This is a genomic window from Parvibaculum sp. (genome assembly GCF_030694575.1).
GTDB lineage: Bacteria > Pseudomonadota > Alphaproteobacteria > Parvibaculales > Parvibaculaceae > Parvibaculum.
On record NZ_JAUYUS010000083.1, the window covers coordinates 43,430 to 57,338 of the forward strand.

General features: G+C 62.5%; 11 protein-coding genes. 2 read left to right on the forward strand and 9 right to left on the reverse strand.

Features of this window, described 5'->3' with window-relative positions; genetic code table 11:
* Position 1: 1 nt before the first annotated feature.
* Positions 2-859: a fumarylacetoacetate hydrolase family protein gene (locus Q8S60_RS12025; protein WP_305275659.1), complete on the reverse strand. Its 858-nt coding sequence runs from the start codon at positions 857-859 to the stop codon at positions 2-4.
* A gap of 183 nt (positions 860-1,042) precedes the next feature.
* Here Q8S60_RS12025 and Q8S60_RS12030 point away from each other — a divergent pair, with 183 nt between their 5' ends.
* A complete protein-coding gene (locus Q8S60_RS12030; RefSeq protein ID WP_305275658.1) occupies positions 1,043-2,200 on the forward strand; it encodes a DsbA family protein in 1,158 nt (385 codons plus the stop codon).
* Positions 2,201-2,217: 17 nt separating this feature from the next.
* Here the strand turns inward: Q8S60_RS12030 and Q8S60_RS12035 are convergent, their stop codons facing one another.
* The 8 genes from Q8S60_RS12035 to Q8S60_RS12070 form a co-directional block, all read right to left on the reverse strand.
* Entirely contained in the window at positions 2,218-3,078 is an 861-nt protein-coding gene (locus Q8S60_RS12035) for a protein-glutamate O-methyltransferase CheR (RefSeq protein ID WP_305275657.1), read from the reverse strand.
* Complete coding sequence (locus Q8S60_RS12040) at positions 3,075-4,223, reverse strand: chemotaxis response regulator protein-glutamate methylesterase (RefSeq protein WP_305275656.1); 1,149 nt, start codon at positions 4,221-4,223, stop codon at positions 3,075-3,077. Before Q8S60_RS12040 ends, Q8S60_RS12035 begins: the two co-directional genes overlap by 4 nt.
* Entirely contained in the window at positions 4,220-4,726 is a 507-nt protein-coding gene (locus Q8S60_RS12045; RefSeq protein ID WP_305275655.1) for a hypothetical protein, read from the reverse strand. Before Q8S60_RS12045 ends, Q8S60_RS12040 begins: the two co-directional genes overlap by 4 nt.
* Positions 4,726-5,112 (reverse strand): response regulator, encoded by a 387-nt coding sequence (locus Q8S60_RS12050; protein ID WP_305275654.1) that lies wholly within the window; start codon positions 5,110-5,112, stop codon positions 4,726-4,728. Before Q8S60_RS12050 ends, Q8S60_RS12045 begins: the two co-directional genes overlap by 1 nt.
* Before the next feature lie 34 nt (positions 5,113-5,146).
* Positions 5,147-5,647 (reverse strand): chemotaxis protein CheW, encoded by a 501-nt coding sequence (locus Q8S60_RS12055; RefSeq protein WP_305275653.1) that lies wholly within the window; start codon positions 5,645-5,647, stop codon positions 5,147-5,149.
* Positions 5,644-8,577, reverse strand: coding sequence for a chemotaxis protein CheW (locus tag Q8S60_RS12060; RefSeq protein WP_305275652.1), 2,934 nt, complete (start codon positions 8,575-8,577; stop codon positions 5,644-5,646). Before Q8S60_RS12060 ends, Q8S60_RS12055 begins: the two co-directional genes overlap by 4 nt.
* Positions 8,578-8,716: 139 nt before the next feature.
* The gene (locus Q8S60_RS12065) at positions 8,717-11,377 is read right to left on the reverse strand and encodes a PAS domain S-box protein (RefSeq protein WP_305275651.1); all 2,661 of its coding nucleotides are present in this window, start codon (positions 11,375-11,377) and stop codon (positions 8,717-8,719) included.
* A gap of 86 nt (positions 11,378-11,463) precedes the next feature.
* A complete protein-coding gene (locus Q8S60_RS12070; protein ID WP_305275650.1) occupies positions 11,464-12,810 on the reverse strand; it encodes a globin-coupled sensor protein in 1,347 nt (448 codons plus the stop codon).
* Between the two features lie 337 nt (positions 12,811-13,147).
* On the opposite strand from Q8S60_RS12070, the gene Q8S60_RS12075 reads away from it, so the two are divergent.
* The coding region (locus Q8S60_RS12075; protein ID WP_305668586.1) for a Crp/Fnr family transcriptional regulator at positions 13,148-13,909 on the forward strand (762 nt) is incomplete at its 3' end.

The following is a 13,909-nucleotide window of genomic DNA, read 5'->3' on the forward strand; positions in this document are numbered from 1 at the left end:
TTCAGGCCTCATTCACGATCGGGTTCGAGAGAAGGCCGACACCTTCGATCTCGATCTCGATCGTGTCGCCCGCCTTCATCCAGATCGGCGGTGTCCGTGCAAATCCGACGCCGGCCGGCGTTCCCATCACGAGGACATCGCCCGGCTCCAGCGTCATGCAGTCGCTGAGCAGCGCGATCGTCTCGTCAACGGGGAAAATCATGTCGCGCGTATTGGCGCTCTGCATGACCTGGCCGTTGAGACGGGATTCGATTTTCAGGCCAAACGCACCGGCGGGCAATTCATCGGCCGTCACGAAGACCGGGCCAAACGGGCCGGTGGCGTCGAAATTCTTTCCGATCGTCCATTGCGGCGTCCGCCGCTGATAGTCGCGGACAGAGGCGTCGTTGAAGCAGGCATAGCCGGCAACGTGTGCGAGAGCGTCCTTCTTCGCCACATGGCGCGGCACCCGGCGTCCGATCACCGCCGCAAGCTCTGCCTCGAAATCGAGCTGCTCCGACACGCGCGGGCGGAGGATGGGCTGGCCATGGCCGAGGAGCGATGTTGCGCAGCGCATGAAGAAGTTCGGGTAGTCCGGCTTTTCCCGCCCTCCTTCAGCGGCGTGTTCCGCGTAATTGAGGCCGAGGCAGATAATCTTGCCCGGACGCGGAAGGACGGGAAGAAATTCAAGTCCGGCGAGCGGCAGGCGAGGCGCGGACAGTGCCGCCTTCCGCACTGCCGCGGTCCCTTCGTCGCCCGCAAGGATGAGCGCGTGGAGCGATTGGGGCACGTCGGACGCGGCGGAGAGGTCGGCGACCTCCTGCCCTTCGACCAGGCCGAGCTTCGCGGCACCGTTTCTTCCGAAAGTGACAAAGCGCATTTCAATCTCCCGCCGTGCATGGTCTTCTCAGTCAGGTTCAGTCTATTACAGCCCTTCGGCGGAAAGCGGAATATGAGAGAAATTCACGCTTTGATTTACAGCCCGCCGGTGACATGCCAATATTGACACTAATTGTGTCAATACTATCGGGCGTCGAAAACGCCCGGATCGTGGGAGAAGCGAATGCGGGCATTGTTGGGGCAGGCCGTCGCCAGTCTGATTGTGAGCCGCAGGCTCCGCACGCTGCAGCGCCGGCGGCACGCGCTTGTTCGCCGGCTGCTTTGGCGCCGGCCAACGATCCATTTCTTTCATCAGGCCGACGATCCCTACAGCGTCCTCGCCATCCAGGCCGTCCCGCTTCTGAAGCAGCGATACGACATTGAGGTGAAAGTCCATCCGGTTTCGGCACCGGACACGGCGGCTGCGCCGGAGCCCGACATGCTCGTCGCCTACAGCCGGCGGGATGCCGCGCTACTGGCCCGGCAAACCGGCTTCAGTCTGGACAGGAACGCCATCTCCGGGATCGAGCCGGAGAGCGACCCGGCGGCTCTGGCGGCGGGCGATGCGCTGCGTACAAAGCTTGGCCATTATCTCGCAGCGACTTTCTATTTCGAAGGCGAGTGGTACTGGGGCCTCGACCGGCTGAGCTTTCTCGAAGAGCGCCTCCTCCCGTTCCGGCAGCCAGGGACGCCCCAGGATTTCATCGCGCCGCGCCGCGAGGTGACCCTTGCGCCGGTCAAGTCCGCGCAACAGCCGCCTCTCTTCGAAGCCTTCATCTCGTTTCGAAGCCCTTACACCTATCTCGCCATCGAACGCGTGACCCGGCTCGCGGCGCATTACGGCGCCGATCTCCAATTGAGATTCGTCCTGCCCATGGTCATGCGCGGGCTGCCTGTTCCCCTCGCGAAGCAAATCTACATTGTGCGGGACTGCAAGCGCGAGGCAGAACGTCTCGGCCTCAGGTTCGGCCGCGTCGCCGATCCGGTCGGCATCGGCGCCGAAAGGGGCCTGTCGGTGCTGCATCATGCCATTCGCGACGGTCTGGGACCGCAATTCGCCGCCTCGTTTCTTCAAGGCGTATTCGCGGACGGCATAAACGCCGCTTCGAACGGGGGTCTGATGCGTATGGCCAAGAGAGCCGGCCTCAGCCGCACTCAGGTCAGAGCAGCGCTGCGAGATGCGTCGTGGCGCGATGTCGCCGAGAAAAATCGGGCCGACATGTTCGCTGGCGGCGTCTGGGGTGTGCCTGCCTTTCGCGTGGAAGGGGGCGATATATTATGGGGTCAGGATCGGCTATGGGCTATCGAGGAACAGCTTCGCGCGGCTTGCGAGAACAGCTGAGCCAATTGGCCGAACCCTTACCCCGCGCGAAGGCGTATATCCGCATCATCGGGACCATGTTCCTGTGCCAATCCGAACAGACCCCGTTCGCCCGCGAGAATGCGAAATGCCGTCGAGATGCCGACGACCGTTTCCGCACCGCCAAGGCAAAGATAGCCCCAGGGACGGAGAACCCGCGCCAGTCCCGAGAATACGCGGCGGCGCGTATCCTCATCGAAATAGATAAGCACGTTACGGCAGAATATGATGTCGAAGGGCCCGAGCCCGTTGGCTACCGGATCGTCGAGCAGGTTGTAACGGCGAAAGGTGACCATGTCGCGAATGCGTTGCTTGACCCTCCAGCCGTCTCCGTCGGGCTCGAAGTACCTGTGCAGCATCGGTTCCGGCAAACCTCGCGACACCTCGAAAACGGAGTAGCGGCCCGCCTCTGCCCGGGCGAGCATCGCATCGGAAATGTCGGTGGATACGATTTCGACCTGCCATCCGGCAAGTGCCGCACCCATCTCCGCAATCGTCATCGCAAGCGAGTAAGGTTCTTGCCCGCTCGAGCATGCAGCGCTCCATATCCGAACGCGGCGCGACGTTTTGGTCATTGTCATGATTTCCGGAAGCAAGCTCGAGCGAAGGCGCTCGAACGGCCAGCTGTCGCGGAAAAACAACGTTTCGTTCGTTGTCATGGCATCCACGATCTGGGCGAGTACGGCCTCGTCGCGGGTTTTGCGGATCTGCTCGATAAGCTTCTCCACATTCTCCACACCACGCCGGCGCGCGATGGGCATAAGCCGGCTTTCGATGAGGTATCCCTTGTCGGGCGTCACGATCAAGCCGGAGCGCTCATAGAGCGTCTGCTTCAGATAGTCGAATTCAAGCTTGTTCATCTTCCGTCTCCCCCCGCAATGCGCGCGATGGCCGAACCGATCTGCGTCAATGGCAATATCTCGTGGCTGAACCCTGCTTGCGCTACGGCACCCGGCATACCCCAGACCACGCTCGTCTCCTGGTCCTGCACGAGTACCGTGCCTCCCTCCGCCACAACCTCCTCGCAGCCCTTGAGACCGTCGCACCCCATGCCTGTGAGGATCACGACGAGCAGTCTCTCCTTGTAGATACGGGCAAGGCTTCGCAACATCGGGTCGACGGCCGGCTTGCACGAATTTTCCGGTGGCCCGTCGTCGAGCGAGATCATGACGCCACCTGCGGCGCGCTGTTCGACGATGAGATGCTTGCCCCCCGGTGCAATGTAGATGCGGCCCGGCGCCAGCACTTCTCCCTCGCGCGCTTCCGCTGCCTCGCGGCCCGAGTATCGGCTCATGTGCTCGGCCAGAAGCGCCGTGAACGTCGCCGGCATGTGCTGCGTGATGAGGATCGGCTGCCGCACGCTCCGGTCGAGTTCCTTCAGCACTTCGGCAAGAGCTTGCGGACCGCCCGTCGAGGAACCGATTGCAATAACATCGGGGCGTATCGTCTTCTTGCGCGCGCTCGGCCGTCCGGTTTTGGCTGGTGCGGCGGGAACTGCAACCGGTTTTGGCGGACGTTCCGGCTTCCGCGCTGCCGGAGAAAGCTTCCCGGGAGCGCTATGCGCTTTCACCTTCGCAATCAGTTCCTCTCTGAAACTTTCTGCGCCGCCCAGGCCGGTACTCGGCTTCGGGATGTAGTCGACCGCCCCGAGCGCCATCGCTTTCAACGCAATGTCCGCGTCCGTCTGGCTGGCGGACGACACCATGATGATCTTCAGGTTCGGGTTGGCCGCCAGCAGTCGCGGGAGCGCCGCCATTCCGTCGAGCGCGGGCATTTCGATATCGAGTACCACGACATCGATGTCGTGCGTTCCCACGGCCTTGAGTGCCATCAGCCCGTTCGGTGCGGAAGCTTCCACCCTGATGCCCGGCTCTTCGTCCAGCGTGCGCGTGACGATGCCGCGCGCGACGGCGGAATCGTCGACAACCAGCACTCTGCACACGCCGTCGTCGCTGTGTTTTCCGCTTCGATCGGCCTTTGCACCTTTCCGGTTCGGCTCACTCATCGCGCTTTGCGACCTGTGGCGAGCAAACGGTCCACCGCATCCTGTTCAAGTCCGTTACCCGGAAGTGCCGGGCCGTTGAGCAGGGACGCCGCAGCGGGCTCGCGCGCCGCACCCGTCCAGTAGTCGTCCAGGGCGTCCAGCGTTCCGTCCACGGTTCCGAGGGTTCCGGTCACTTGCGACAATCGCTGACCCGTGATGTCCTGGAAGCAACAGGCTTCCATGATCTCGCCGCAGCAATCGGCGACCTGGGCGGCGGCATGTTCCGGGTTCGTGAAATCGAGCGCCATCATCCGTTCAACGGCATTCATGATCCTGTCGACCGCGGATTCCATTTCCTGCGTCGCCGTCCGCTGCTCCTCCACGGCTCGCCGGAGCGCGCCGGTGCGAAACGCCGGGTCCAGCAGCTTCTCCACGTGCGGGCGGACTCTCTGAAGTATCCGGTAAAGCTCCTCGCATTCATCCGCCAGGCGCTTCACGAGGTCGAGGCTGTTCGCGCCCTCCATCAGAACTCTCCCAGAACGGTCTTCAGCTTCGCCTTCAGCACCTCGGCGCTGAAAGGTTTGATGATGTAGTTGTTGACGCCTGCCTGCCGCGCCGCGACCACGTTCTCCGCCTTCGACTCGGCCGTGACCATCACGAACGGAAGTTTGGCCAAGGCCGTGTCTCCGCGCACCGCCTTCAGGAGCTCGTAGCCCGTCATCGGCTGCATGTTCCAGTCCGAGATCACGAGGCCGTAACTGCGACCGCGCAATTTCGCCAATGCCTCGGTGCCGTCCATCGCCTCGTCGATATCGGAGAAGCCGAGTTTGTTGAGCAGGTTTCGGACGATCCGCAGCATTGTCCGGTAATCGTCCACGATCAGAATTGGCATCTTCATATCGACGGCCATTTTTAACTCTCCCTATTCTGGAACTCGGTCGGTATCAGATTGAATCCGTGCGGATCGTGCGCAGAACGTCGGCGACGCCGAGCACGATCAGAAGCCGGTCGTCGAGCCTGTAGATGCCCTGCGTCACGTCGCGCCAGCGCGCGTCGAGCGTGGCCGGCACAGCCTCGCGGCGGGCGCTCTGCAGACTGAGAACTTCTCCCACTTCGTCGACGAGCAGGCTGAACGGTTCGTCCTCATGCTCGACGACGACGGCCATCGCCGTCGCGACGAAGTTCTCGGACGGCAGTCCCAGACGCTTGCGCATGTTGACGGCCGTCACGATCCGTCCGCGCAAATTGAGCGAGCCGGCGATCTCCTCGGGCGCCAGCGGCACGCGGGTGATGTTCTGGGGGCCCAGCACGTCGCGGACGTTGAGAACCGGGATGCCGAAGGTCTGCCCTCCGATACCCATCGTCACGTAGTCCTCGGAGGTCGATTCGGCGCCCGCAATTGCGCCCGGCACCGTGTCGTCGCGGAGTTGACCTTCGTTTCTCATGCCGCCAGCTCCTTGTGTGCGAAACCCGTCGAGGCAACGCGCGACAGCGCCGCCAGCAATGCCTTCGGATCCAGTTTTGTGACGTAGTCGGTGAAGCCGGCATCCAGCCCGCGCTCGATGTCCCTGGCGTTCGCATGCGAGGAGAGTGCGATGATCGGCATCTCCCCCATGCTCTCATCGGCGCGCAGCATGCGCACGAGGTCGAAGCCCGAGAGGCCCGGCATCTCGATGTCGGAGACAATGATGTCGAAGCTGTTCTTCTCCTTGCAGAGTTCGACCGCCGCTTCACCGTGCTCCGCCACGACCACCCGGTATCCGGCGAGCGTCAGCATCGGCATGAGCAGGTTGCGGAAGAAAGCGCTGTCCTCGACGAGAAGGACATTGCGCTGATCCTCGGCGCCGAACGGCTTTTCCGTCTCGACGTTGAACCAGTCCTCGTCGCCCTGGCGGAGGTAGTGCACCGTGTCCACGATATCGGTCGCGGCGCCGGCAATGATCGCGCTGCCGAGAATGCCGGGCCGGGCGCTGCCGGCAAGCTGGAGGTCCAGCGGCGCGTCGATGATGTCCACGACGCTGTCGACCACGAGGCCGAGCATGCGCGGTCCGTCGACGAATACGAGGATGGGATGCTTGCCCGCCCGTGCCGCCGGATTGCCGTTTATGTCGAGCAGCGGCATCAAGCCGTTCCGGTATTGGAGCACCGTCCGGCCGCCGGTTACTTCGGCCTTCGTCAGATCGGCTTCCTCGAGGCGCGCCACCAGCGATAGCGGAACCGCCTGCGGGCCGCCGTCGCCCGCCCGGAAGACGAGCATGGACATCGCTTCGCGTCCGCCCGCGATACGGCCGCCCGCCGCCGCCTTTCCGACCGCCTCGACATGAGGCGATGCGGAAACGGCGGATGCAAGGCCGTTCGGGTCGAGGATCATTATCACGCGGCCGTCGCCGAGGATGGTGGTTCCCGAGAAACACGGAATGTGGCGCATGATGCGCGAGACGGGTTTGACGACGATTTCCTCGGTGTCGAATACCTTGTCGACGATGATGCCGAAGATCAGTGCGCCCACCTGCGATACGACGACATAGGTGCTGTCGGCACTCTCTCCATCTTCGCCAGGCACTTTGTCCGATTTGGGGAGGTCCAGGATTTCGCTCAGCGAGGCAAGCGGCAGCAGCCGGTCGCGCAGGCGATAGACGGGACGTCCATTTATGTTCTCGAGGCCCTTGGCGGAGGTGCGGCTGATACGGACCAGTTCGACCACGCTGTTCTGAGGCATCGCAAACCGTTCGCCTTCGCACTCCACGATGAGCGCGGAAACGATGGCGAGCGTCAGCGGAATCTTGATGACGAAGCGCGAACCGGCGCCCTCCGTCGACTGGAACTCGATGATGCCGCCGATCTTTTCGATATTGTTTCGCACGACGTCCATGCCGACGCCGCGGCCGGAAACACTCGTTACGGCTGCTGCGGTGGAGAAGCCGGGGCGGAATATGAACTGCTGTATCTGCTGTTCGCTCATGGCGTCGAGCTGCGCTTCCGTCGCGAGCCCGTTCGTCAGCACTTTCTCGCGAATCCGCGCCATCGGCAGGCCGCGTCCGTCGTCCGACACCAGCACGACGATATGACCGCCTTCATGGCGCGCGGACAGGTGGATCGTGCCGTGCGGTGTCTTGCCCGCGGCAACACGTTCGGCCGATGTCTCGATGCCATGATCGGCGGAGTTTCGGACCATGTGAGTGAGCGGATCGCGGATCGATTCCAGAATTTGCCGGTCGAGTTCCGTGTCGGCGCCCGTCATCACGAGGTCGATCTTCTTGTCGAGTTCCTGGCCCAGGTCCCGCACCAGTCTCGGCAGTTTGCTCCAGGCGTTGCCGATCGGCTGCATGCGCGTCATCATCACGCTTTCCTGCAGCTCGGTCGTCACCTGGTTCAGGCGCTGCAGCGGCGCGAGGAAGGGGCTGTCGCCGTAACCGCGCAGGATCTGCAGGAGCTGGTTGCGCGTCAGCACCAGCTCGCTCACCATCGTCATCAGGTCTTCAAGAACGTTGATGTTGACCCTCAGCGTCTGGGCCTGTCCCGCGCCCGCGTCGTGCTTTTCGGCGGCGGCCACCGGCGGTGCCGGCTGGCGCGCGGGCTTTTCCTCTTCGGCCGGCTGTGCGACAGGTGCCGGCGCCGGATCGGCTTCTTCATATTTCAGATGGGCGAGCAGGGCCGCGACGTCCTCGCTGTCCAGGCCCAGCTCCGAAAACGCCTTGCCGATTTCCGAACCCAGAACATCGATATCGCGTTCGGTCCAGCCGTTGTCGCGGAGGCAGATCAGGACGTCGGCGATATTGATTCCGGGCTTCTGCTGCAGCGCGACGGCAAGAGCGGCCGCCAGCGCGAGTTGAAGCTTCAGCATGTCCGGTTCGAGCGCGGCCCGTTGCTCCGACTGGGCAAGAAACGCGTTGCACGCCATTTCGCACGCGGTGTCTATTCCGGAAACGCCGCCTGCACGATCGAAGAGGGACCCTGCCTTCTCCACCGCCGGCTTCGCCGCAGGCCCGGCGGCGCTTTCGCCCTCCGCGAGGCGGCGAAGCGACCCGATCAACTCGGCGTCGCTGCCGGCCGGTTCGCTGCCGCCGGTTTCCAGCGCCGCAACCAGTTCCTTGATCCTGTCCAGCGCCGCGAGTACCAGCGAGACAACGCCTTGCGATATCTCAAGCTGTCCGTCGCGGACCCGGCCGAGCACGTCTTCCGCGGCATGCGCCACCGATTCCAGGCGCGGCAGGCCGAGAAAGCCGCACGTTCCCTTAATCGTGTGCATGATCCTGAATATGCTGCCGACAAGCGCGGGGTCGCCCGGCTGCTGCTCCAGCTCCACAAGCTCGCTGTCCAGCACATCGAGAGATTCCTGGGTCTCGGCAAGAAATTCTTTAAGGAGATCGTCCATGTCGGAATGCCTTTGTTCTATGTTCGGCTTCCGATTAGAGTAAATATTCTGGATTTAAAGAATAATAACCAGATTGAATATTGTTGTTATATATACGGTAACTTGTTCAGCCTGGTTATACTTGGGTATATGCGCCACCCTATCGAACAGCCCGCGCGCGCATGGCGAGGGGCTGGACGACACGCCCGGCCGGGAAGCGGATATCGACGCGGGTGCCCTTTCCGGGCTCGCTGTCGATCTCCAGCTCCGCACCATGAAGTTGCGCGAACTGGCTGGTCAGAGCCAACCCGAGACCGACTCCGTCGAAGCGGCGGGAAAGATGGCTCTCCACCTGCATGAAAGGCTCCGTTACACGCTCTATGTCGGCCTTCGAAATGCCGATGCCGGTGTCGCTTACGGAGAATAGGAAGCTGCCATCCGCCTCAGGCGTTGCAGCGAGGCGGACCGTCCCGCCGGAAGGCGTGAACTTGAGCGCGTTCGAGAGCAGGTTGAGCAACATCTGTTTGAGGAGACGAGCGTCGGCGCGGAGCATAGGCAGATCGGGGTGGAATTCCTGCTCGAGCGCAAGACCGCTATCGAGGGCGCGCGCATGCACGGTCCGGATGCAGGCCCCGACGAGTTCGCTCACGACAATGTCGGACTCATCGAGTTCCGTGACGCCGATTTCAATCCGGCTCAGATCGAGAATGTCGTTCACGATTGCCAGGAGGTGAAGGCCGCTGTCGTTGATGTCCTTGGCGTAGGCCTTGTATTGGGCTGTCTCCATCGGTCCCATGATGTCGCTCGCCATCAGCTCCGAGAAGCCGATGATCGCATTCAGCGGCGTTCTGAGTTCGTGACTCATATTGGCGAGAAACTGCGACTTGGCCCGATTGGCAAGGTCCGCTCGGTTGCGGGCGGCGCGAAGTTCCTCTGTCGCAATCTGCAAATCGGTAATGTCGAGAATGGTGCCGATCAGTCGGACTATCCGGCCATCGGCATCGCGCACCGGCTCCGCCTCGCTGCGGACAAACCTGATCGAGCCGTCGGAAAGCACGATCCTGTGTCCGCTTGCCTGCATTATGCCGGTCTCCATCGCGATGGCGATCGCCCGCGTCACCCGCGGGCGGTCGGCGGGGTGGACGCGCTCGAGATAGAGCGGCAACGTCACAGCCTTGCTTCGCGGTTCGTCGCCGAAAATTCTGAAGGTCTCGTCGGAGCCGACGATCGCGCCCGATGCAACATCCAGTTGCCAGCTTCCCAGATGGGCAATGCGTTCGGCTTCCGCCAGACTGTGGGCGCTCTTGCGCAGCGCCTCGAGCGCGCGGCGACGGTCGGTCACATCGTAACAGCCGACAAGCGTCACGCCTTCGCCGGCCATGTTCATGGCGACGGCAGATACCATGCACCAGATGGATTTGCCCGTGGCCGTCCGCGCTTGCGTTTCCACCCCGGCCATGCTGCCGTCGGCGGTCGAATTGTCGAGCAGTCCCGCAACGAGCTCGCCGTCGAGAAATTCTCCGATGTGGTGGCTCGCGGCTTCGGGTCGGTCGGTCTCCATCAGCGCGGCGAAGGCGCCATTGAAGAAGAGAATTTCGCCGTCGCTTTGCCGCGAGATGGCCAGGCCGAAAGGCATGGCCTCGACGATCATGCGCATCTGGCGTTCTCGGGCGTATAGCGCCTTTTCGGCCTCTCGCAGCGCGGTCAGATCCCGCACGACTGCCGTATACACGACTTCATTATCGATCGTTACGCGCGAGATCGATGCTTCGGCAGGGAATTCCGAACCGTCCTTGCGGCGGCCCTTCACTTCCGGCCTGCGGCCCATGAGTTTTGTCGAGGTCTCGCCCTTGCTGAAACGCGCCACATGAGCACGATGGCTGGCTCGCGCATTCTCAGGCAGCAGAATGTTGATCTGCTGCCCGATAACCTCTTCAGCCGAATATCCGAAAACCAGTTCCGCCTGCTTGTTGAAGACGCTGATCCTGTGCCCGGCGTCCATCGCCACGATGGCGTCGCCCGCGGTCGCGAGCAGTTCATCGAGATGTTTGCGCGCGGCGGTCATCTCCTCCGCATGGACACGGCATTTGAGCGCCATGCCGAGACGGTCGGAGACGCCGTCAAGCACTTGCAGCGTCAGACGATCCCGTGCTCGCGCGCGCTCGAACTCGAACAACAGAACGGCGACGACTTCGTCGTTCGCCTTCAGCGGCAGGGCGAGGAAGCCGTTGCCGCTTTCCTCTCCCGCCGAAGGCACATAGCTAAAATCGCCGCTCCGCCAGGCTTCGCCGACAATGCCCCCGTCTTCTCCGTTGGAGGAGATAGGCGCAATTTGCGCGGTCTTGCTTCTGAATGACGAGAACGTTCCGCCGGAGTAAAGGCGGCATTTTTTCCGGACAAGCACCCCGTCCTTCGGTAGCCATACTTCCGCGTAAGGCCAGCCCGCATAGAGACAGGTCGTACGCAAAAGCACTTCGAGCGCATCGCCGAGCGTTCCCGGCTTCATCAGCCGGTCGATGATGGACTGGGCAAAACGAAGTTGCCGGTGTTCCTGGACCGCACTGGTGATGTCGGTGGCGATCAGAATGGTATTCGAGCCCGGCGCCCAGATGCGCGTGAGCGCGAATTCGCTCCCGTCGGGCCGCCGGCAGCGCCGGCGGAGTTCGTAGTTCATCTCGCCCGCGTTCTGAGCCGCACCCGGCAAGGCGGTCGTCCTGCCCCCGGCGGTGAGGAGACGTTCCACCGCCGAGAGCGTGAGGCGTTCGACGGCGTCGCCGCCCAGCGTTGCAAGAAGGCCGACGGCGCCCGGATTGTGCGACATCAGCTGGCCCGTTGCCGAGTCGAAGACGAATACGGCTGGGACACTGAGTGGCGCCGACGTATGCGGCATCACAAGAACCTCGACTATTAGGCGGCGCGCGCCCGGGCAAGGAATGTGTCTACCTGCTGGCGAAGAGTTTCCGCCTGCCGTGCGAGAACGTCGGACGAGCCGGATATCTGCGCGGCGGCCGTGCCGGTTTCGGCGGCAGCTTCGGCGACAGCCACGATGTTCGAGGAAACGTCCTGCGTTCCGCGAGCCGCTTCCTGAACATTGCGCGCAATTTCGTTCGTCGCCGCATCCTGTTCGTCGACCGCGGCGGCGATCGACGTCGCGATCTGGTTCATCTCCGTAATGGTCTTCTCGATCGACTTGATCGCCTCGACGGATTCCTGGGTCGCGCTCTGCATCGTCTTGATCTGCTCGGCGATTTCCTCGGTCGCCTTCGCCGTCTGGTTGGCGAGGCTCTTCACTTCGGACGCAACGACCGCGAATCCCTTGCCGGCTTCACCGGCACGGGCCGCCTCGATGGTGGCGTTCAGGGCGAGCAGATTTGTCTGTGCCGCAATGTCGTTGATGAGCGTGACGACGTCGCCGATCTTCTGCGCGGCGTCGGCCAGCCCCTGCACCTTGTCGTCGGTGCGATGGGCCTCCTGCACGGCCTGGCTTGCGATCTTGGTCGACATCGAAGCCTGCCGCCCGATTTCGGCGATGGAGCTCGACAGCTGTTCGCTTGCGGACGCGACGGTCTGCACGTTGGTCGAAGCTTCCTCCGAAGCCGCCGCGACAGTCGTCGTCTTGGCGCTGGTCTGCTCCGCCGTCACACTCATGGCCTGCGCCGAGGCCTGCAGTTCGGTCGCGGCGGAAGCGACGGACTTGATGATCTCGTTGGCCGCAACGTCGAAATCGGCAATGGCGCCTTCCAGTGTCCGCTGCCGCCCGGCACGCTCTTCCACCATCGCGTCCTGATAGGCGGAGATCGCGAGATCCATGTCGAGCAGAACCGCCGTGTTGAGCGCGCCGATCACTTCGGCAAGCCGCGCCGGCGTCCAGCGATATTTCTTCACGGCGATATCCACGAGCCGGTTCATCACGAATTTGTAGCCGCCGATATACCAGCGCGGCTCCAGCCCGATCCGGTTGTGCGTGAGACCGATCGTATGAACGCTCTGCATATAGGCGTCGTCGAAACGGCCCGAGAACAGGCGCCCCCAATGCGTTCCCTGCGCCTGCTTCAGCCTCGGCGTCTGCGTGCCGACAAGCTTGGCAAGGTCGGGCACCGCCCCCAGATGCGCGTAGAAGCTGTCGAGAATATCCGGCAGGTGCGGCTCGATTACCTTCCAGAAATCGCGCAGGGCCTCGCCCGTCGCTTCCGACACTTCCATAAAGCGCATGCGCCCATCGCGGTCGACCGCCGATACCTGATCTTTCGTCATAAATCCCCCACCCGGAATGAGCCGGCGTCGCCGGCCTTCAAAATTCGCTCCACCGGGCGACACAGAGCCTGCGACTCTATGTCCCGGAGAATCAGCGATATTGGTGTTGATTTTATATTTCGACTTGAAATAAATGGTTAATATTAAAGTATTCGTTGTTATATATTTTATAATACTTGTTTATATACTGCATTTATAATGCATGTAATAAAATTGCCGTTCTTTATTCACACTGGAAAAAATAATCAGGACGCGATACCCCAAGTCGAAGCAGCGACGAGGATGACCGGTCAAGGCCGCCAGTCCAAAATGACCGTTTCGGCACAGAAGGTATGGCGTGAATACTGGCAATAAAACCGCCCCTATATTGCCGGGCGGCGCTGTCGCACGACAGGGCGACGGCTCGCTTGAAGATTGCGACATCTGTCCTTTCCGTCATATCGGATTCTGTGCAGCTGTTCTCGGCTCCTCCATGGGCGGGGGCCCGATCCGGAAGCTTGAGGGAACCGCCCGTATCCGTCAGCACATCTACAGGCCCGGCGACGCGCCGGGCCGGGTTGTCGTGCTGCGGGAAGGATGGGCGATAAGGTTCGTGCTTACGCCGGACGGGCGGCGGCAGATACTCTCCATCCTCATTCCGGGCGACATGGTCGGTGGCGAAGCTCTGATACGCGACAAGGTGCAGACTTCGCTGCAGGCGCTTACGCCGCTTACCTATTGCGCGTTCGATGTGACCGAACTCAAGAACATCGCGGAGAGCGATCCGGGTCTCGTCTGGACATTCGTTGACATCTGTTTTGCCGGGCGCGAGGCCAGCGAGGCGAGGATCGTCGATCTCGGCCGCCGCAATGCCGAGCAGCGGATCGCCCGGCTGGTTCTCGACCTCTACCGCCGGTTGGACGAACGGGGTCTCGCGGAGGGGCTCACCATTCCCTTTCCGCTCCGCCAGCAGACGATCGCCGACGCGCTCGGGCTCACGCAGGTCCATGTCAGCCGCACCATGACGGCGCTGCGTCAGGCCGGCGCGATGCACCTGCAGGCCGGCGTTCTCGAGATTCTCGACCTGCAGGTCCTCTCCGACATCGCGGAAATCCCGCGC

Coding starts and splice junctions, on each gene's coding strand:
- Q8S60_RS12025 (WP_305275659.1), bottom strand. CDS start 859: ATGCGCTTTGTCACTTTCGGAAGAAACGGTGCCGCGAAGCTCGGCCTG.
- Q8S60_RS12030 (WP_305275658.1), top strand. CDS start 1,043: ATGCGGGCATTGTTGGGGCAGGCCGTCGCCAGTCTGATTGTGAGCCGC.
- Q8S60_RS12035 (WP_305275657.1), bottom strand. CDS start 3,078: ATGAACAAGCTTGAATTCGACTATCTGAAGCAGACGCTCTATGAGCGC.
- Q8S60_RS12040 (WP_305275656.1), bottom strand. CDS start 4,223: ATGAGTGAGCCGAACCGGAAAGGTGCAAAGGCCGATCGAAGCGGAAAA.
- Q8S60_RS12045 (WP_305275655.1), bottom strand. CDS start 4,726: ATGGAGGGCGCGAACAGCCTCGACCTCGTGAAGCGCCTGGCGGATGAA.
- Q8S60_RS12050 (WP_305275654.1), bottom strand. CDS start 5,112: ATGGCCGTCGATATGAAGATGCCAATTCTGATCGTGGACGATTACCGG.
- Q8S60_RS12055 (WP_305275653.1), bottom strand. CDS start 5,647: ATGAGAAACGAAGGTCAACTCCGCGACGACACGGTGCCGGGCGCAATT.
- Q8S60_RS12060 (WP_305275652.1), bottom strand. CDS start 8,577: ATGGACGATCTCCTTAAAGAATTTCTTGCCGAGACCCAGGAATCTCTC.
- Q8S60_RS12065 (WP_305275651.1), bottom strand. CDS start 11,377: ATGTCGCACAATCCGGGCGCCGTCGGCCTTCTTGCAACGCTGGGCGGC.
- Q8S60_RS12070 (WP_305275650.1), bottom strand. CDS start 12,810: ATGACGAAAGATCAGGTATCGGCGGTCGACCGCGATGGGCGCATGCGC.